General features: G+C 37.5%; 19 protein-coding genes. 5 read left to right on the forward strand and 14 right to left on the reverse strand.

Annotated elements, in window-relative coordinates:
* Nucleotides 1-2: 2 nt before the first annotated feature.
* Together QNJ52_RS10745 and map are read right to left on the reverse strand one after the other, a co-directional pair.
* Nucleotides 3-356, reverse strand: a complete 354-nt coding sequence (locus QNJ52_RS10745) for a hypothetical protein (protein ID WP_219492989.1) — start codon at nt 354-356, stop codon at nt 3-5.
* A 93-nt stretch (nt 357-449) separates the two neighbouring features.
* On the reverse strand, nt 450-1,205 hold the full coding sequence (map, locus tag QNJ52_RS10750) for a type I methionyl aminopeptidase (protein ID WP_219492990.1): 756 nt from the start codon (nt 1,203-1,205) through the stop codon (nt 450-452).
* 124 nt (nt 1,206-1,329) lie between these two features.
* Here map and QNJ52_RS10755 point away from each other — a divergent pair, with 124 nt between their 5' ends.
* Nucleotides 1,330-2,319, forward strand: coding sequence for an FUSC family protein (locus tag QNJ52_RS10755; RefSeq protein ID WP_283722592.1), 990 nt, complete (start codon nt 1,330-1,332; stop codon nt 2,317-2,319).
* Between the two features lie 350 nt (nt 2,320-2,669).
* Here QNJ52_RS10755 and scdA read toward each other — a convergent pair whose 3' ends face one another.
* The 3 genes from scdA to murT all read right to left on the reverse strand — a co-directional run bounded on the left by scdA (nt 2,670) and on the right by murT (nt 5,595).
* Nucleotides 2,670-3,350: an iron-sulfur cluster repair di-iron protein ScdA gene (scdA, locus tag QNJ52_RS10760; protein ID WP_219492992.1), complete on the reverse strand. Its 681-nt coding sequence runs from the start codon at nt 3,348-3,350 to the stop codon at nt 2,670-2,672.
* A gap of 206 nt (nt 3,351-3,556) precedes the next feature.
* The gene (gene gatD, locus QNJ52_RS10765; protein ID WP_283722593.1) at nt 3,557-4,282 is read right to left on the reverse strand and encodes a lipid II isoglutaminyl synthase subunit GatD; all 726 of its coding nucleotides are present in this window, start codon (nt 4,280-4,282) and stop codon (nt 3,557-3,559) included.
* Entirely contained in the window at nt 4,282-5,595 is a 1,314-nt protein-coding gene (gene murT / locus QNJ52_RS10770; protein ID WP_283722594.1) for a lipid II isoglutaminyl synthase subunit MurT, read from the reverse strand. The genes gatD and murT overlap by 1 nt, the downstream gene beginning before the upstream one ends.
* A 156-nt stretch (nt 5,596-5,751) precedes the next feature.
* Here murT and QNJ52_RS10775 point away from each other — a divergent pair, with 156 nt between their 5' ends.
* Complete coding sequence (locus tag QNJ52_RS10775; RefSeq protein WP_219492996.1) at nt 5,752-6,252, forward strand: ferritin; 501 nt, start codon at nt 5,752-5,754, stop codon at nt 6,250-6,252.
* A 78-nt stretch (nt 6,253-6,330) separates the two neighbouring features.
* On the opposite strand, the gene QNJ52_RS10780 is transcribed toward QNJ52_RS10775, so the two are convergent.
* Nucleotides 6,331-7,413 carry a YkvI family membrane protein gene (locus QNJ52_RS10780; RefSeq protein WP_283722595.1) on the reverse strand — a complete coding sequence of 361 codons (1,083 nt, stop codon included), beginning with the start codon at nt 7,411-7,413 and terminating at the stop codon, nt 6,331-6,333.
* A 153-nt stretch (nt 7,414-7,566) separates the two neighbouring features.
* Between QNJ52_RS10780 and QNJ52_RS11535 the strand changes: the two genes are divergently transcribed.
* Nucleotides 7,567-8,460: an exonuclease domain-containing protein gene (locus QNJ52_RS11535; protein WP_219492998.1), complete on the forward strand. Its 894-nt coding sequence runs from the start codon at nt 7,567-7,569 to the stop codon at nt 8,458-8,460.
* A gap of 23 nt (nt 8,461-8,483) precedes the next feature.
* Here the strand turns inward: QNJ52_RS11535 and QNJ52_RS10790 are convergent, their stop codons facing one another.
* From QNJ52_RS10790 to rlmD, 4 genes are all read right to left on the reverse strand, one after another.
* Entirely contained in the window at nt 8,484-8,690 is a 207-nt protein-coding gene (locus QNJ52_RS10790) for a hypothetical protein (protein WP_283722596.1), read from the reverse strand.
* Between the two features lie 15 nt (nt 8,691-8,705).
* Nucleotides 8,706-9,770: a DNA polymerase IV gene (dinB, locus tag QNJ52_RS10795; protein WP_219493000.1), complete on the reverse strand. Its 1,065-nt coding sequence runs from the start codon at nt 9,768-9,770 to the stop codon at nt 8,706-8,708.
* A 135-nt stretch (nt 9,771-9,905) separates the two neighbouring features.
* A complete protein-coding gene (locus QNJ52_RS10800; RefSeq protein ID WP_120786024.1) occupies nt 9,906-10,607 on the reverse strand; it encodes a glucosamine-6-phosphate deaminase in 702 nt (233 codons plus the stop codon).
* A 132-nt stretch (nt 10,608-10,739) separates the two neighbouring features.
* Entirely contained in the window at nt 10,740-12,104 is a 1,365-nt protein-coding gene (gene rlmD, locus QNJ52_RS10805; RefSeq protein WP_283722597.1) for a 23S rRNA (uracil(1939)-C(5))-methyltransferase RlmD, read from the reverse strand.
* A gap of 330 nt (nt 12,105-12,434) precedes the next feature.
* Here rlmD and QNJ52_RS10810 point away from each other — a divergent pair, with 330 nt between their 5' ends.
* The gene (locus QNJ52_RS10810) at nt 12,435-13,268 is read left to right on the forward strand and encodes a glucose 1-dehydrogenase (RefSeq protein ID WP_283722598.1); all 834 of its coding nucleotides are present in this window, start codon (nt 12,435-12,437) and stop codon (nt 13,266-13,268) included.
* Between the two features lie 77 nt (nt 13,269-13,345).
* Here the strand turns inward: QNJ52_RS10810 and QNJ52_RS10815 are convergent, their stop codons facing one another.
* From QNJ52_RS10815 to QNJ52_RS10825, 3 genes are all read right to left on the reverse strand, one after another.
* Complete coding sequence (locus tag QNJ52_RS10815) at nt 13,346-14,305, reverse strand: diacylglycerol kinase (protein ID WP_283722599.1); 960 nt, start codon at nt 14,303-14,305, stop codon at nt 13,346-13,348.
* An 11-nt stretch (nt 14,306-14,316) separates the two neighbouring features.
* Nucleotides 14,317-15,759: a helicase HerA-like domain-containing protein gene (locus QNJ52_RS10820; RefSeq protein ID WP_283722600.1), complete on the reverse strand. Its 1,443-nt coding sequence runs from the start codon at nt 15,757-15,759 to the stop codon at nt 14,317-14,319.
* Between the two features lie 101 nt (nt 15,760-15,860).
* Nucleotides 15,861-16,382 (reverse strand): GrpB family protein, encoded by a 522-nt coding sequence (locus tag QNJ52_RS10825; protein ID WP_219493018.1) that lies wholly within the window; start codon nt 16,380-16,382, stop codon nt 15,861-15,863.
* Between the two features lie 224 nt (nt 16,383-16,606).
* On the opposite strand from QNJ52_RS10825, the gene QNJ52_RS10830 reads away from it, so the two are divergent.
* Nucleotides 16,607-17,329 (forward strand): SGNH/GDSL hydrolase family protein, encoded by a 723-nt coding sequence (locus QNJ52_RS10830; protein ID WP_283722602.1) that lies wholly within the window; start codon nt 16,607-16,609, stop codon nt 17,327-17,329.
* Between the two features lie 63 nt (nt 17,330-17,392).
* Here the strand turns inward: QNJ52_RS10830 and QNJ52_RS10835 are convergent, their stop codons facing one another.
* A complete protein-coding gene (locus QNJ52_RS10835; protein WP_219493023.1) occupies nt 17,393-18,202 on the reverse strand; it encodes a tyrosine-protein phosphatase in 810 nt (269 codons plus the stop codon).
* Between the last annotated feature and the right edge of the window lie 43 nt (nt 18,203-18,245).

Genomic DNA, 18,245 nt, shown 5'->3' on the forward strand with positions numbered 1-18,245 from the left:
CCTTATGGTTTTACGTTCGATAACAATAATATTTCATACTGTATATTTTGCTTTTCAATCTCTAAATTTGCAAGCAATTGTTCAATTTCATCAATATCATGATCAAGGTCGTTAATTCTCTGAACTAGTGGCGTGCGATTGTGTAATAGCTTATTAGAAACAGCGGACTCAAGCGCGTCAAGTTCCTCTTGTACATGTATTTTCTCACACGATAACTTAACAACTTCACTCAGCTTCATACTTTTAAGTAAGTTAATATCTGAAATCTTCTTATAGCTCGCGGCAATTTGTATGTAAAAGGTATTTTCTATACATCGTTTGACAGTTCTATTGAGATGCATTTTAATCTTTCGCATAGTACTTCCTCCTACGGTTAGTACTCTAATTATAAAAAAGTTCCAAAGCCATAAAAAGCGGCTCTGGAACGATTCTTTTCTCAGACTTTAGGACTAGTCTTCTAATTTAGTTAAAAACAATGGGCCTTCAGCTGTAACGACAATTGTATGTTCGATTTGTGCGACAAAACTTTTATCTTTCGTCTCAAACGCCCATTCATCCTTACCGTCTGTCACGATTGTCGCTTTAGAAGAAATGAACGGCTCAACCGCTAGTACCATTCCTTCTTTAAGTAGTACTTTATCCATTGGATCATAGTAATTCATAATGTGCTGTGGTTCTTCGTGCAAGCTCTTACCAATGCCATGACCTGTTAAGTTTTTAATCACTGTTACACCATTCTTACGTGCAGTGGCATTCACCGCACGACCTATATTACTTAACTTCGCTCCTGGTTTAATCTTCTTCATCGCCTCATTAAATGCCATCTCTGCAACATCAATCACCTTTTGTTTCATTGGCTCTGAAGATTCACCAACTACGAATGAAATACCTGTGTCCGCATAATAACCATCTTTACATCCTGAAACATCGACGTTCACAAGATCTCCTTCGTTAATAATACGTGTCCCTGGTATGCCGTGTGCTACTTCTTCATTCACACTGATACAAGTATATCCCGGGAAGTCATATTCAGTAATCGGAGCACTCTTCGCATCATGCTTTTCAAATAATTCCTTTGCGATATTATCAAGTTCTTTCGTTGTCATACCAGGCTTTGCGGCCGCTTTCAATGTTTCACGGATTTCCGCACAGATCTTACCTATTGCTTGTAAGCCTTCTAAGTCTTGCTTTGATTTTACGATCATAATAATCTCTTCTTTCAGTTTAATTTAAGGATATGTATTGATTATAATGTATAAATTCAATATCATATATTCATCACTGTTTATTATAACAGACTCAAACTATTACACAATTGGAATGATTACAATGAAAATTAACTGGTTCAAGAAATTAATCGGCGCAAGAACAATCAAGACAGGACTTGCGACATTTTTGACTGCATTAATATGTCAATTATTAAATTTACCTGCGATCTTTGCAGTTATTACATCTATCGTTTCCATTGAACCGACTGCCCGCGCTTCATTGAAAAAGGCATTCGTCAGATTTCCTGCATCAATACTCGGAGCATTCATCGCAGTTACAAGTACATATTTCTTAGGCGATTCACCTTTAAGCTATAGTATCGCTGCAACCGCAACCATATTCGTATGCTATAAACTGAAACTCTATGACGGTCTCCTTGTAGCAAGTCTTACGGCTGTAGCGATGGTACCAAACATTCATCAGGACTTTGCGTTTAATTTCTTCTCCAGGCTTGCTACAACGACAATCGGTCTAACGACAGCGGGTATCGTTAACTTCTTTGTGATGCCACCGAAATATCATATACAAATCGCTCAACTCCTCGATGCATTGGAGTCCAAGCTAATGAAGATGCTATCTTTACGTGCAACTGAAATTAATTCTGGATTGTCTGATCTAAGTAGTGCTACCCCACTTGTAGAAGAATCAAATAAACTGATTAATAAAATCGATACGTTGCTGCAATATCAAAAAGAAGAACTTCAATTTCATGAAGATAAAGCGATTAAATATGAAATTACACAGTTGAAACATCGTCTTGATGTTAATAGACTCATTCAGCTTCATGTGAATCAAATGATTTTATTACCGGATGGGACATATTTTACGTTAACTGTTCAGGAAAAAGAAGCGCTGAATCATTTAGTTAATGCGTTCAAACAGTTTGGAGAGAATCGTACGTACACACCAGACAGAAAAGCACTCAGTCTGCTTAAGATGAGCGTGAAGCATTTGACAGAGTTTGATGATAATCAAATGCGCAGCCATTACATCTATGAAATATTGATGATTAACAGATTACTGATGGATCACCCAAATAGAGTGAAATAAAAACACGGAACGTCTCGTTGTAGACGTTCCGTATTTTTATTGGGAGAATATTATATGAATGGCCGAGGATTGGCCACTCACGGATACTTTTATATGTGGGTGTCACTCTTTGGGACACTCGGCATTATTTTTATGTGCGGGTGTCACTCTTTGGGACACTCGGCATTATTTTCATGTGCGGGTGTCACTCTTTGGGACACTCGACTATATTTTTATGTGCGGGTGTCACTTTTTCGGACACTCGGCATTATCTTCATGTGCGGGTGTCACTTTTTCGGACACTCGGCATTATCTTCATGTGCGGGTGTCACTTTTTCGGACACTCACGCATACTCGCACACGCACCAAATCTAAAGTCTTTCAAATAATACATTATTCTCAAGGTGTACATGCTGGAATGTCTCTCGTTCAAGCATGGCTAATCGTTGATAAACAACTCTGTACGTACCACATGCATCCAATGGCGGTGTAAAGTCATTCGTAATTTCACGTAGTCGTTTAAGCATACCCCCTGCACCGTCATGTTCACTTTCAAGCTCATCAATATGTGGTTTTAGCTGAGCGCGCAACTCTTCTGTGGGATTGTCACTGTATTCGATAATTAATGGGAATACAGTATCATCTTCGTCTTTCGTATGTTCAATGAGTTCATCTCTTAACTTCATCACTAAAGTCTTCATTTCAATTAAATGTGGATGACGCTCCCCATGTACTTTCGCCACTTTCGTAATGTACGGCATTAAGTTTCTGAACTCTTCTTCGAGCGGTTTATGATATTTATTCTGGATATAGTTAATCAAACTTCTGTTATCTAAATATTGTACATCTAATCCTAATCCGTCACTTGATTCGTTGTCTAATTGGTTAATTTCTTCAAGTAATGTTTCAATCGGCGCGCTCTTTTCATGTATTGCTTCACTCAGCGAAATATCACCTCCGCAACAAAAGTCAATTCGATTTTTTCTGAATATGTCCGCAGCTTTAGGTAATTGTTTAACGATATCTGATACTTTCATATTTGCTGTAATCATAATCATCACTCCGGTTTATTATTTAATACACCTTTATTATACACCCTTAAGATATATTTAAAATACATCTTTAAGATTCTTCTTTAATTTGTCACAAAAATCACTTCGTTAGTGATATTTCAATTTAAATAAATAACACGATGCAGAAAATAATAATTTCCACATCGTGCGTGTATTAGTAGCATCTCACTACTACTTAATCTCAGTTATTTTTCTTCGAGTAACCTTCTTACAATGACTTGCTTCGCTGCTTCTTCACGTGTATTATCCAGCTTGATTTCAAGGAACTGCATATTTTTACGTTCACATGCTGTGCGCAATAAATAATCAGTAATTTCGTGGTTCTTCGGTAATATTGGTCCGTGCAGATACGTCCCTAATAGATTCTTATAATGGAGACCCTCTTCTTTATCTTCATCGTTGTTTCCAAATCCACTGACGACATGTCCTAGTGTTCCATAATTATGATATGTTCTGCCGCCATGATTCTCAAATCCTACAATCTGTCCGAATGTTTCAGACTCAATAACAATATCGCCTACTAAACGTTCTGGTTTAGATTCTGTATAGAAATCTAATATATTCAGTCCACGTAATTCCTGGCCGTCTGGTGTGATATACTTCTCACCAAGGAACTGATATCCCCCACATATCGTAAGTGCGGGCATACCATCTTCTATCGCTGCTTTAAAGTCATCTTTCACACGGAATAGATCATCCGTTGCAATTTTCTGTTCGCGGTCACTTCCGCCACCAATAAATAGTAGATCTGCATCGCTGATCTTAATTCCTGCTGTCGTATTAATATCCGTGACATTTACATCAATGCCATGCCACGCTGCACGTTTTTTAAGTGCAATAATATTTCCGATATCGCCATATAAATTGAGTTTATCCGGCATAAAATGAAATATTTCTATCGCTTTACTCATTATTTATGCCCTCCTTCAAAGTATGCTGTAAGTGTCTGATGCATCGGTTCTAAAGAGGTATAGTTCGGAATACATACTGTATACTCCGGTCGTTCAAGTATTGTCTTTGTTGCGCGTCTAATATCTTGATCGACTTCAATCTGTGCATCCACTTCTGCATATTTCAGTCTTAATGCAATTTCTTCAGCACGGTTTCCTGTACACATAATATAAGGAATGTCCTGACGCGCAAGCTTCTCGAAATCCGCATCCCAGATCCATGATATATCTCTGCCATCTGCACCATTGTCATTTAAGCTGATAATGTAACTTTTAGCGCCTTCTATCTTCTCACCTACAGAAAGGCTGGCATTAAGTCCTGCCGGATTCTTCGCTAGATTGATAATTGCAGATTTACTCCCTGTATTAAAGCGCTGCATACGACCATTGTCAGATTGATATGTGCTAAATCCTTTATCAATCGACTCATCATTTAATCCTAGTTCACGCAGCACACTGTATGCTGCAATAATATTGAATACATTAAAGTCTCCGGCAATCTGCATATTAAATGTATAGCCGTTAATGACAGGATTTAAAAATGGATTCTCATTCAATGATTCTACTTCATATTTCGGTTGTTCACGTTTAAAACCACATGAACAATGATAGTGTCCGATCTGGTTGTAATGAATCCAGTCGTATATCAGCATCTTTCCACAGTTCGGGCAGTACTTACTTTCGATCATAGAACTTTCTTCAAATGTATGGGCATGACTCTTCATGCCATAATATACAACGTCGTCACTTGCAATCTTTAACCGTGATACAAATGGATCATCTGCATTGAGTATCAGTTCAATGCCTTTACCTTTAATATTGTCAGCAATACGATCTACTAATATATCAATCTCACCGAAACGATCCATCTGATCGCGGAAGAAGTTTGTGAACACCATCTTCGTCGGCGTCATTTCATTTAAGACGCGTGGAATAGAACCTTCATCAATTTCTATTATTGCTAACTTCGTATCTTTAGAAGACTGTACGATAAAGCTCGACGTGATACCTGCTGCCATATTGGCACCTTCTGTATTATGTATAATGCGTATACCATTCGTCTTTAGCGTATGCCCAATCAGATTACTCGTCGTCGTCTTACCATTCGTACCTGAAATGAACACAACTTCATCAACTTGTGCACTTAATTTTCTTAATATATCTGAGTCAATTTTACGTGCGACTTGACCAGGTAAATCCGTACCACGCTTCCCCGCCATGATACTTAATTTCCTTGCGACTTTCGCAACATTTATAGCAGCAAATTTTTTCATACGTACCTCCTTATTCAACACTTTATTATATCATCATACAAATTATTCGCATATCAATTTACATTTGTATTTATAATTATTAATGTTATACCATATTATTATATTTACCATTTAAACTATATTATAATAACTGTAACAACTAAAGGAGGTCATACTATGTTATCTCAAACATTAACAGATGCTTTAAACAAACAGATGAACGAAGAATTCCAGGCTGCACATGCTTATATGGCAATGGCTGCATACTGTGCTAAAGAAAGTTATGATGGATTTGCCAACTTCTATGAACAACAAGCTGAAGAAGAGCGTTTCCATGGAACTAAGATTTATAACTATTTAAATGACCGTGATCAGCATGCCATCTTCTCAGAAATCAAAGCACCAAAGAATGACTTTGCTACAATTCTTGATACCTTTGAGGCAGGGCTTGTACAAGAGCAGCAAGTGACAAAGAATTTCTATAACCTAGCTGAGCTCGCAAAAAATGATAATGAGTATGCAACAATTTCATTCTTAAACTGGTTCTTAGATGAGCAAGTTGAAGAAGAAGCGATGTTCAAGAAGCATATTGACTATATTCGTCGTATTAAAGATGATGCAAATGCACTTTATCTATATGAGAAGGAACTTGGTAAACGAGAATTTCAGGCTGAATAATATAGCGACCAGTAAACAACGAAATGCACCCCAAACGTTAGATTTTAGATCTGACTTTTGGGGTGCATTTCAAGCTTATTAAGCCTGCTTCTTATTCTTGTTATTCATCCTTAATTTCAGCGGAGCGAGCATTATGATGATAATCAATAAATAGTTCATGTTGCCGAGTATCGGATATACTTTGTTCACAAGTTTCGTAAATCCTACGAAACTTAATCCGAAACCTGTAAGTGTTGCTAATATATAGAACACTCTAAACTTCACTGTACCTACTGTCGTAAAACGTGCTGAGAAAGCATAGAACATACTAAGAGCCGTGTTAAAGATCATCGTAAACACGATAACCGACATTGCAATACCAAGTATTGGTGAGATTTCATTTACAATACCGAGCATCGGTAACGGTAAGTCTTTAACAGTTTCGATTTTAGAGAATATTGCAAGATGACTAAGTATAATCAGTAAACCTAATACAAGTCCTCCGACTAACCCTCCAAGTGCAGCGGCACGTTTATTGCCTTCAGAACCCCCGATAACAATTGCCATTGCAGCACCCAGTCCTATGTTCATCGATACGTAGTTCACACCTGCAATAATCCAATGTGGGAATGGTGAAGTTACCGTATTTGAAATATAATCTAGTTCTGCATAGGGTGTGTCTAATGTCACGATACAATAAATCGAAATAATAACAATCATAATAACTAGAAATGGTGTAATGTTACCGATAACCTTTACGATATGGTCAATTTTAAGCATTCCAGCGATAATTACGACTAATGCCATTAATGCTGTTCCATAAGCTGTCGGTATGCCAAATTGCTGTTCTAAGTTAGAACCAGCACCGGCAAGCATCACAACACCGAAACTAAATAACGTAACAATCAGTACAACATCTATTATCCAAGCTAACACTTTTCCGATTCCAGGATAATCTGTCAATCTTTGAATCACAATTTGATGGTCATCTGCTTCTGTCTTGCTACCTGCCCAGACGAGAATCATCCCGATGTACGCGAATAATATGGTTGATACAATCGCACCGAATATCCCCATTGCTCCAAAGCTTGTAAAGTACTGCAGTATCTCTTGCCCTGATGCAAATCCAGCGCCTACAATAACACCAACAAAGGCACTACTGATTAAAAAAATCTTCTTCATAATATCCTCCCAGTTTATTCACAAGTCAAATGATTACAGATTCCAGCAGAAATCATGTAATATTACTTTCATATCCATTAATCTATTCCCTTTTTTTATAAAGATAACTCTTTATTCTCTGAATAAATAAAATATAAGTTCAAAGGAGTATACATGAATTCTTTTATTGCATTAGATTTCGAGACTGCAAACCATAATGCTGCATCAATTTGTAGTGTTGGTATGGTAAAAGTTATAGATAATATGATGACAGAAACTTTCTATACGCTCGTAAATCCCGAAACAAACTTTAATACTTCAAATATAAACGTCCATAATATAAAACCTGAAGATGTTGCTACATCACCTACATTTGAAACCGTCTATCCTCACATGCTGTCATTCATCGGAGACTTACCAGTCGTGTGTCACTTTGCACAGTTTGATATGAAAGTCCTCCATGCATCGATCAAACGTTATCACTTTGAAATGCCGACGCTACCCTACTTCTGTTCTTGCATTATGGCGAGAGATACGATTACAAACCACAGCTACAGCTTAAAAAATATGATGGCCTATTATAACCTGAATTTCCACGGTCATCATCACGCATTAAACGATGCAAAAGCATGTGCCATGATTACAGTGCGATTGTTGAAGAATTATGAGTCACTCAATCAATATTTAACTTATAAGCGACGCAAGAAATACATTAGCAACGTGTCGCTTACGTCAAAGCGTGCACAAATGTCACGTTATCAGACAGATTTAAATCATATCACGCCTGATACATCTAAAGTAAATAAAGATCATCTCTTCTATAGCAAGCGCATCGCAATAACAGGTACACTGCACAAGAAACGTAAAGACATCGTACAGTATATCGTGAATAACGGCGGTATATATACAGAAGAAATAGATACAATAGATATCTTTATTATGGGTAAATCTAAGCAAGGGGTTTCAAAAAAAGAGGGCATCGTACGTAATAAAATTGCGCTCGGTAAAGAAATTATGCTCATCGATGATGATAAACTGAAAAGCTTAATTGCCTTTTATGACATATAAAAAGTAGCATTCATGTTCGAATGCTACTTTTTCGTTGTTTCTTTAATTGATTTCTTAATACTCTGCTTCGTTACAGGACGCTCTAATTTGTGGTCGACCCAGAATAAAAATACCGCTACAGCAATAATGCCGAGTAACGGTAATATATCAAAACCACTTTCAATGACATGCATCACATACATCACGATAAGCAGTGCGGTTATTCCAACAATCGCAAATTTGAATTTCATAATTGTTCCTCATTTCTAGAGAAAATCATATATCGTTAGATTTTCGTACACTTTATTTTTTATATTCCCTACCTGAACCCCGACTAAACGGATTTCTTCATTTTCTAGCTTTAAATCTGTATAGAGCAAAACAGCTGTTGCATATATCTTATCTGCCTGATCAGTAAAATCGAGCAGCTTCGTCTGCTTCGTATGGCTTTCAAAGTCGCTTGTCTTAATCTTTACCGTTATCGTATCAGTCACTTTATTCATGCTTTGAAGCTTCGCTGCGACTTTCTCCGTCTGCTCATTCATTACGCGTAAAATATAGGATTCATCATTCTTATCATGCGCAAATGTTGTCTCCTTACCGATTGACTTGCGTTCACGTTCGACCTCGATAATGTCAGTGCCAATACCACGTGCTTTGTTATACAAGCTTGACCCTTTCTTGCCGAACTGTTCAATAAGTTCAATCTCGGATAACTGACGTAAGTCTTTGCCAGTTGCTATCTTTAACTTATGCATCTTCTGTTCAGTCACTTTACCGACACCCGGAAACTCACCAATCGGCAACGCATCTAATATTTGCTGCACATTATTATAATGGATGACGGTTAATCCGTTCGGCTTATTCATACCGGAAGCGATTTTAGCCAGAAACTTATTATAAGAAACACCCGCACTGCACGTCAAATGTGTTGCCTCATATACATCACGTTTAATAGACGCGGCAATTTGGCTGGCACCAAGATCCGGACGTACGAGATGCGTGATATCGAGGTATGCCTCATCTAACGATAACGGCTGCACAATATCCGTGTAACTCTTGAAGACATTCATAATTTGCTGTGACACAGACTTGTACACATCAAACCGAGGACTCACATAATAACCATCTGGGCATAACTGATATGCGCGAGACGTCGGCATCGCGCTATGCACACCAAACTTCCTCGCCTCATAACTCGCTGTCGCCACAACGCCACGATTACGACTCTTACCACCAACGATAACAGGCTTACCTTTAAGTTCAGGATTATCCCGCTGTTCCACCTGCGCATAGAACGCATCCATATCGATGTGAATGATTCTTTTCATAATATCACTTCTTTTATTCAATAAATTCGGTACATCATGTTTCTTGATTTTGCAAGCAGATTTATATAGGGAATGTTAAAACCCTTTATATTTGCTCTACTGCATTGTTTATCAGTAATAACTCTACTCTTTTCGTTATATAAGCTTACCTGCTGACTCGTCCACAATTATTGTAACATTCGGATGTCGTTGTAATATAGATGCAGGCACCTGTTCTGTCACACTGCCATGTACCGTATTATAAATTGCCTCTGCTTTACTTTCACCATATGCAAGTAAAACGATACGCTTTGCAGCCATAATATTAGCAATCCCCATAGAAATTGCTTCTGTCGGCACTTCATCTATCGTGTCGAAGAAGCGCGCATTCGCCTCAATCGTAGAAGGTGCAAGCTTTACGAGTTGTGTCGTAGATTCAAAACTAGTACCAGGTTCATTGAAACCGATATGGCCATTAGATCCGATACCAAGTATTTGAAAGTCAATCGGATGACACGTAAGAATATCATTATAACGGCTTATCTCTTCATCAATATTACTTGCTAATCCGTTCGGTAGAAATGATGCTTTAAGCTTTTTATATTTAAACAGTTGTTCATTCATAAAATAAGCATAAGACTGTTTATTCTCACGACTTAATCCTACATACTCATCCAGGTTTACAGAAGTAACATCCGTCAAATGAATATCGCTATGAATCACTTCTTCATAAAACGAAATCGGTGTCGAACCTGTTGCGAGACCTATCGTTTTCGCACCACTTTCTATAGATGCTTTAAATAATTCGAACGCTTTTTTTCCACCCATTTGTGGATTAACAACTTTTATAATCTCCATTTGTATACCTCTTCCAATATCATAATAAAGTTAGAAAATATTTACATACGCTACTAGTGTATACAATTTTCAATATAATAGCTATGTTATTCAATATAAAAACGTATAGCCTGGATGACTATACGTTTCAATTTATTTCGTTAATTTCACAACACATTCAACATGCGGTGTCTGCGGGAATAAGTCCACTGGTTTTACGTATTCTAATTTATAACCTGCATCTGCAAACTTACGGCAATCACGTGCACATGTTCCTGGATTGCAGCTGACATAGACGATTGTTTTAGGGCTTTGTGTAATTAATGTCTGAATGAAGTCGTCATCTAACCCTTTACGTGGTGGATCGACAACTGCGACATCAAACTTCACGCCTTGTTCGCTCCACTTCGGTAAGATTTCGTCTGCTGAACCTGTTTCAAAGTGAACATTATCAATACCATTCATCTTCGCGTTCTGCTTCGCCATCTTAATCGATTCATGCACAATTTCCATCGCATAGACTTGTTCTGCATGCTGTGCGAGTGCGAGCGAGATTGTTCCGATACCACAATATGCATCGAGTACCGTTTCATGTCCTTTTAAGTTTGCCGCTTCAAGGGCAAGGTTATATAATGCTTCTGCTTGTGGTGTATTCACCTGGAAGAATGAGTTCGGTGATACTCTGAATTCTAGTCCTAACATCTTATCTGTATAATACGGCGTTCCGTGTAATACTGTATTGTTACGTCCAAGAATTACGTTACCTTCTTGATTGTTGAAGTTTAATACAACGCTTTCAACGTTATCGATTGTGTTCACGATATCATGTGTAATCGATTCAATGTTTTGCAGACGCTTTTTATTCGTTACTAATATGATCATTAATTGACCTGTATAATGACCTCGTTTCACGACGATATGGCGGATTTCTCCGTTATGGTTGCGCTCGTTATAAGGTACGATATCGTATTTGCGCAGAATATCTCTTACTTTCACAATCGCTTCATCGATTGCCTTATGCTGAATATAGAAATTCTCTACAGGGACGAGCTGATGACTGTTCTTTCTGAAGAATCCAGTTTCAACATTGCCGTTTACTGAACGTACTGGAATTTGCGCTTTATTACGGTATTCGTATGGGTAATCCATTCCGACTGTTTCCCATACTTTTACTTTTTTAAATTTCCCTAATCGTATAAATGCACTTTCAACGAGATGCTGCTTAAACTTAAGCTGTGCATCATATGACATGTGCTGCAGCGTCATCGTACCTACTTGTCTACCGATAATATCTTTCTCTTCAACACGGTCAGTGCTTTTTGTTAATACATTCTCAAGTCTTGCAAATCCAAATGTTTTACCGACTTTCATGACTTTGATTGAAACTTCTTCGCCAGGTAATGCCCCTTCAACGAAGAACGGATAATCGTCAATCTTTACAACGCCCGCACCTTCATGTGTTAAATCTACGACTGTTCCAGTAAGTACTTCATTCTTGTTAAATTTAATTTGTTTCATAATTGCTCCTATAGTTTATTTGTACAAAGTGACTGTTATTGATTGCTTCCCTGGTAGTTCCATATCTCGCTTCTTGTATAAGATCGATGCTATACGTCAGTTCATAGAATAAATCCATATTATAGCTCGGGAATCCAGAGGCAGTAGCCTTATTATCCTTCAATATGAACGGTTTGTCTATCTTATTAAAATAAGAGACACTCCATTCGCCCCATTTCTTGAGTACTTTTCTACTCCACTGTTATCTTATAGGAAAATTTGATGTGCGTAAAAGGTTATATATAACATAATGAGGGTAATATAAACCATCATATTTGAAGGAGTTTTGCTATGTATCTTGATCTAAAAGGTAAGGTCGCAATAATCACTGGTGGAGCATCAGGTATAGGACGCGCTACAGCTTTACGTTATGCACAAGAAGGCATCAATGTTGTTATCAATTATCATTCTAGAGAAGGTGAAGCACAAGCATTAATCGAAGCACTTCAGTCATATGGTGTTGAGGCACTGATGATTCAAGGAGACACAACCAGTAAGAATGATATGGAACATCTCGTAAAGGAGACAATCAAACACTTCGGTGAATTCCATATCTTTGTTAATAATGCAGGCATCCAGTCCGACGTTCCAAGTCATACGATGTCGATAGAAACATTCGATAAAGTAATCGATGTGAATTTACGCGGAACCTTCATTGGGTGTCAATTAGCCTTACGTCACTTTATGGAAAATAAATATAAAGGTACGATCATCAATATATCAAGCGTCCATGAAATTATACCATGGCCACATTATGCGCATTACTGTGCAAGTAAAGGCGGTGTAAAACTACTTACACAAAGTCTCGCTCTCGAATATGCACGTGTACAGATCCGCGTTAATAACATTGCACCTGGCAGTATCAATACACCAATTAATGCAGAGAATTTCAAGACGGAACAAGATAAGAAAGATGCAGATTTATTTGTGCCGATGGGGTATGTTGCAGAACCTGAAGAAATCGCAAGTGTCGCTGCATTTCTAGCAAGTAAGGAAAGCAAATATATTACCGGCCAGACGATTGTAGCAGATGGTGGTCTGAGTCTATATCCATCTCATCGAAACTTTGAACATGATGCACTGCTCGATGAATTTACTGATGAGATTAATGTGAAGACAAAATAAAATGATTACAAGATAATATTTAATCCTATATCGATAACTATCTAAACGGCGGAACAAAAGTGTTCTGCCTCTCCATTTTAATCACGTACTACTTTCGTCATTTCACGATATTCTTCTTCTATCTCAATCTTCTTCTCTGTATTCAGCTGTTCTAATAAACTAAAGACATTAATATGACGTTCAAGATTAATAAAGTGAGCTGGTAATATACCTCCAAATTCGCCATCGACATTTAACTGCACCTTATCAAATGACGATACTTTTATGTCTTTAGCTTTAACATAACGTACTTTAGGATGCTTAATATGTTCCCCTCTTGAAGCAAGCGTAAATATATGTCCGAACTCCGCAAAGTTCACTTTTTCTAATATTAATAACGTAAAGTAGCCATCATTAATCGATGCATCCGGCACGAGCTTCTCAAAGCCACCTACCGAATTTGTAAGGCCTATCAGAAACATCATCGCTTCTCCGCTGTATACTTCACCATCATATTCGATACGTACATCACTCGCTTTAATTTCTGGGAGCATCTCTAATCCTTTAACATAATAAGCAAGCGGTCCCAGCACTGTCTTCAGTCGGCTCGGCGCCTCATAGCTCACTTCCGTAATCTTTCCGCCTCCAGCGATATTAATAAAATAGCGATTATTCATTTTACCGACATCTACTGAAACTGTCTGCCCACTGACAATCACATCAACCGCTTCATCAATATCTTTTGGGATGAGTAACGCACGACCAAAGTCATTCACGGTTCCCATCGGTATAATACCGATGTCTGGTCGATAGTCTTTTTCTGCGATACCGTTAATCACCTCATTAATCGTACCGTCTCCACCTGCTGCAATTACCAAGTCAAACTTATCTTCCACTGCACGTTCTGCAGCACCTGTTGCATCACCTGCACTCTTTGTTGCATAAGCGCTTGTTTCATATCCTGCATCTTCTAACTTAATTAATACATCGGGTAATGCTTTTTTGAATAGCTCTCTACCGGATGTTGGATTATAGATAATTCTGGCACGTTTTCTCACGTACACTCCTCCTAACGTCTTCTCGTTCCAAATATATTCCTTACAATTTCACGCCCAATTTGTCTTCCCACACTTGTAAGTACGCTTGAAGCAATCTTTTCGAAATCAGATTTTTGCTTTCTTTTAGGCGCTGCTTTTTCAGCTTTCGCTTCTTTAGTTTGTGCTTTTGTTTTCGATGTTTCTACTTTCTTCTGCAGTATTTCATACGCACTCTCACGATCAACCGTTTCATTATACTGTGCATGATATGGGTTGCCTTCTATAACCTTAACTTTCACTTGTTCATCAATCACGCCAATCTTACTTTCCGGCGGACGGATAAATGCACGTTCTACAATACTCGGCTGTCCGTCTTCATTCAAACAGGAAATGAGTGCTTCTCCTGTCTTCAATTCTCCAATAACGGACGCAACATCAATTTCAGGGTTTTGTCGGAACGTTTCAGCTGCACTGGCAACAGCTTTTTGATCACGTGGTGTAAATGAGCGTAAAGCATGTTGAACACGGTTTCCAAGCTGACCTAATACTTCATCAGGTAAGTCGATTGGATTTTGAGTAATAAAATATACCCCGACACCTTTAGAACGCACGAGACGTACTACTTGCTCCACTTGTGTCACAAATGACTTCGGTGCACCTTTAAACAGTAAATGTGCTTCATCGAAAAAGAATACAAGCTTCGGCTGTTCTATATCTCCGACTTCCGGTAATGTTTCAAAGAGTTCTGTTAATAACCAAAGTAGAAATGTAGAGTACAATACTGGTTTTGTATATAAATTGTTGGCCATCAGGATGTTGATGACACCCTTATCTTCCGTTGTTTCCATAAAGTCCGATAACTTTAATGCCGGCTCCCCGAAAAACTGATCAGCACCTTGTGTTTCTAATGATAATAACTTACGTTGAATTGCACCTATCGATTGCTTCGTGATATTACCATAAACACCACTATATTCGGTCGTATTTTCATACATTTCCTTTAATAATGCCTGTAAATCTTTCAGGTCCAGTAGAAGCAGACCTTGCTCATCACTGATTTTAAACGCAATATCTAATATGCCAGACTGTGTATCATTCAATTCTAGCAGACGACCTAAAAGCATAGGCCCCATATCTGTAATTGTCGCTCTGACAGGTGTGCCTTGTTCTCCAAATATATCCCATAACCTTACAGGAAAGGTTTGAGGTGTATAATCATCAATCTGTAGGTTGTTTAATCGTTCTTGAATCTTATCATTAATCGTCATCGCTTCTGCAATGCTCGCCAGATCCCCCTTAACATCAGCCAGGAATACAGGCACCCCGGCTTTAGAAAACTGTTCAGCCATAACTTTTAGTGTGATAGTCTTACCCGTACCTGTTGCACCTGCTATCAAACCATGACGGTTTGCCATAGGAAGATCTAAATATATGTTATGATCAGCTGCTTTAGCTATCTTTATATTATTCATCATTTGTTACCCCTCATTTTGTATTATCGAATACTTTTATTTTACATGAACAGCACGAATATGCAATTTTGACACAAAAAAAGAGAGGGTGGAGACCACTCCTCTTAATTATTTAATCGGTACCAGTATATCGCTTTTGCTTCAATCTCTTTTAAATATTCATCTTCTGCACGTTGCAATTCTTGAGATGCTTTTGTTAAGCGATTTAACTCCTGCTTAAACAGCCTGTATGCGATACGCTCTTTATGATGTGTCCTTAAATAATCTCTAACTGCTAGTTTTCTCTCAAGACTATTACAGTCTGTACGTTCAATAATAAGTACACATATCTCTATATCGTTCTTATGTGCAGTAAACAGTAGATACTTGTTATTTCTATCTAGTGACGTTTGAGTTAATGAATAACCAATTCGTTCCATCTGAGCGACATAACCATCAAGCTTGTTTAAGTCCTTGACTACCGGTAATATTTCTACTGACGGTATGACACTTACACCTTCAATGGAGGTACTACCAATGTGATGTAATTCAACAATTTCATTCCGAAAGACTTCTATTAGTTCCTTAGAAGCGTTGATATATATTTGATGATAGTCAAGATCACTATATAATTTATAATCTAACATAGAATTCCCCCATCCCTCGCAAGTTACTTCGTATTTCGTGCTAATTTAAAGTAGTTTATCATATTAAATGTAATATATCTATGAATATTAATAATATTTAGAATAATAAAATATTTATTCATATACTTTACCCATTCTTCACAAAAATAGTTTTCATCATCATATATTATTTATATCTGTTATTTGATAAAATAATAATATCTATGAAACTGGAGGTTAAATTAATGAAAAATATATTATTCTGGATATATATATTAGCAGCGATTCTACTGATTGGTGCCGGCTATAAATACTGGCAAGGTAAAGTAACTGAAGGCGGAGAAACAAAGGAAGCACAATTAAAAAGCGCTACTCATCAATCAGAAGAGCAAGAATCAGAAAAAATATCTCTACCACACGTCTTCAAAGAACCTGCAATCCAAAAGATTTATGAAGAACAAAAGAAAGATAATAAAAGGATGCAGCTGACGTTTGTAAGCACACCGTATCAAACATCAAATAAAGATACGAATGTCGCAAATACATTTATTTCAAATTTACAAGAAGATGTAAATTATAATATTGTTGATGTTGATGCAAGTTCTAACACATTAAACAGTGATGATATTAATAAAAAAAATCCAGATGTCGTTATTTTAGATGCGTTTACACTTAATGACTATATCGAAGGCGTAACTATCGAAGACCATTTGAATAATCTTGAAGCAATCCTTAATAACATTAAAAATGAACACCGAAAAATTTACGTTACTGGTACACGTAGGATAAATGATGATGAATTTAATACTTACCAGCAAAAAGAAGCAAACTTCCTGCAAAACCAGGACGTATATTTCATCCCAGTAAGTGAAGCTGTCAAAGATAAATATGACAATGATACAGAGCTCCTTACGAAAGATGGCGTGACGAAATGGAGTAAAGCCATTACAGACGAAATATTAAAATAAGACTATCGGGACTTTGTCTCGATAGTCTTTTTTATGAACGTATCACTTTGCACTTATGTCAATTTAGAATAAGCCTAGAAATTTCTTTTTCTTTTCTTTCTTCTTCTTTGCGTGTCTCTCTGATGAACTCTCAGTCTTAATGATTTCTTTCGGGCTTAAATATGGTATCTGTTCACTAAGCAGCACTTTCTTCGCATTATCTTTGAAACGATCAGCAACTTCACTGCCAAACTTATGTTCAATCGTTTCGTATGCTGCTTTCATATGGAAATTACGGTTATTTACATTGTGGGCATCACTTGCGACGAAATGAATCAATTGATGTTCAATCATAAGGTCTGCAATAGATTGTGCATGATGACCTAAATTGCCAACAACTACCCCAGCTGTAACTTGTGCGAGTGCACCGAGTTCAATCAGTTCAGCGAGTTTCTTAGGGTTCTTCTGAAGCTCAGTATTACGTTCTGGATGAGCGATGATTGGAACATACCCTTCCATTGCAAGTTGTGTAAATAACTGCTCCGTATAAATCGGCACTTCATTAGATGGAAATTCTATTAATACGTAAGGCCCTGCAAGCGGTAATGCTTTACCACTGTTCAAATCTGTGATGACATCACCGTAGATCCTAATTTCCTGACTGGCATGCACATTAAGTGGAATGTTATTCTCTTTAATAAGCTGATTTACCTTGTCTGTTAGTTCTTTAATCTTCGGACCGAAATTGTCATATAACTGAATTTTATGATGCGGTGTTGCAATAATATCTGTAATCCCTTCTGCAACGGCTTGTCGTGCCATATCAAGAGTTTCTGTTTCTGTCTGAGCACCATCATCGACACCGTACAATATATGGTTATGAATATCTATCATACTTTCACCTCTGTATAGGACAAAGAGCCTGAATACTCATCCA

The organism is Macrococcus sp. S115, assembly GCF_030067655.1.
In the GTDB taxonomy this organism is placed as follows: domain Bacteria; phylum Bacillota; class Bacilli; order Staphylococcales; family Staphylococcaceae; genus Macrococcoides; species Macrococcoides psychrotolerans.

Coding starts and splice junctions, on each gene's coding strand:
- QNJ52_RS10745 (WP_219492989.1), bottom strand. CDS start 356: ATGCGAAAGATTAAAATGCATCTCAATAGAACTGTCAAACGATGTATA.
- map (WP_219492990.1), bottom strand. CDS start 1,205: ATGATCGTAAAATCAAAGCAAGACTTAGAAGGCTTACAAGCAATAGGT.
- QNJ52_RS10755 (WP_283722592.1), top strand. CDS start 1,330: ATGAAAATTAACTGGTTCAAGAAATTAATCGGCGCAAGAACAATCAAG.
- scdA (WP_219492992.1), bottom strand. CDS start 3,350: ATGATTACAGCAAATATGAAAGTATCAGATATCGTTAAACAATTACCT.
- gatD (WP_283722593.1), bottom strand. CDS start 4,282: ATGAGTAAAGCGATAGAAATATTTCATTTTATGCCGGATAAACTCAAT.
- murT (WP_283722594.1), bottom strand. CDS start 5,595: ATGAAAAAATTTGCTGCTATAAATGTTGCGAAAGTCGCAAGGAAATTA.
- QNJ52_RS10775 (WP_219492996.1), top strand. CDS start 5,752: ATGTTATCTCAAACATTAACAGATGCTTTAAACAAACAGATGAACGAA.
- QNJ52_RS10780 (WP_283722595.1), bottom strand. CDS start 7,413: ATGAAGAAGATTTTTTTAATCAGTAGTGCCTTTGTTGGTGTTATTGTA.
- QNJ52_RS11535 (WP_219492998.1), top strand. CDS start 7,567: ATGAATTCTTTTATTGCATTAGATTTCGAGACTGCAAACCATAATGCT.
- QNJ52_RS10790 (WP_283722596.1), bottom strand. CDS start 8,690: ATGAAATTCAAATTTGCGATTGTTGGAATAACCGCACTGCTTATCGTG.
- dinB (WP_219493000.1), bottom strand. CDS start 9,770: ATGAAAAGAATCATTCACATCGATATGGATGCGTTCTATGCGCAGGTG.
- QNJ52_RS10800 (WP_120786024.1), bottom strand. CDS start 10,607: ATGGAGATTATAAAAGTTGTTAATCCACAAATGGGTGGAAAAAAAGCG.
- rlmD (WP_283722597.1), bottom strand. CDS start 12,104: ATGAAACAAATTAAATTTAACAAGAATGAAGTACTTACTGGAACAGTC.
- QNJ52_RS10810 (WP_283722598.1), top strand. CDS start 12,435: ATGTATCTTGATCTAAAAGGTAAGGTCGCAATAATCACTGGTGGAGCA.
- QNJ52_RS10820 (WP_283722600.1), bottom strand. CDS start 15,759: ATGATGAATAATATAAAGATAGCTAAAGCAGCTGATCATAACATATAT.
- QNJ52_RS10825 (WP_219493018.1), bottom strand. CDS start 16,382: ATGTTAGATTATAAATTATATAGTGATCTTGACTATCATCAAATATAT.
- QNJ52_RS10830 (WP_283722602.1), top strand. CDS start 16,607: ATGAAAAATATATTATTCTGGATATATATATTAGCAGCGATTCTACTG.
- QNJ52_RS10835 (WP_219493023.1), bottom strand. CDS start 18,202: ATGATAGATATTCATAACCATATATTGTACGGTGTCGATGATGGTGCT.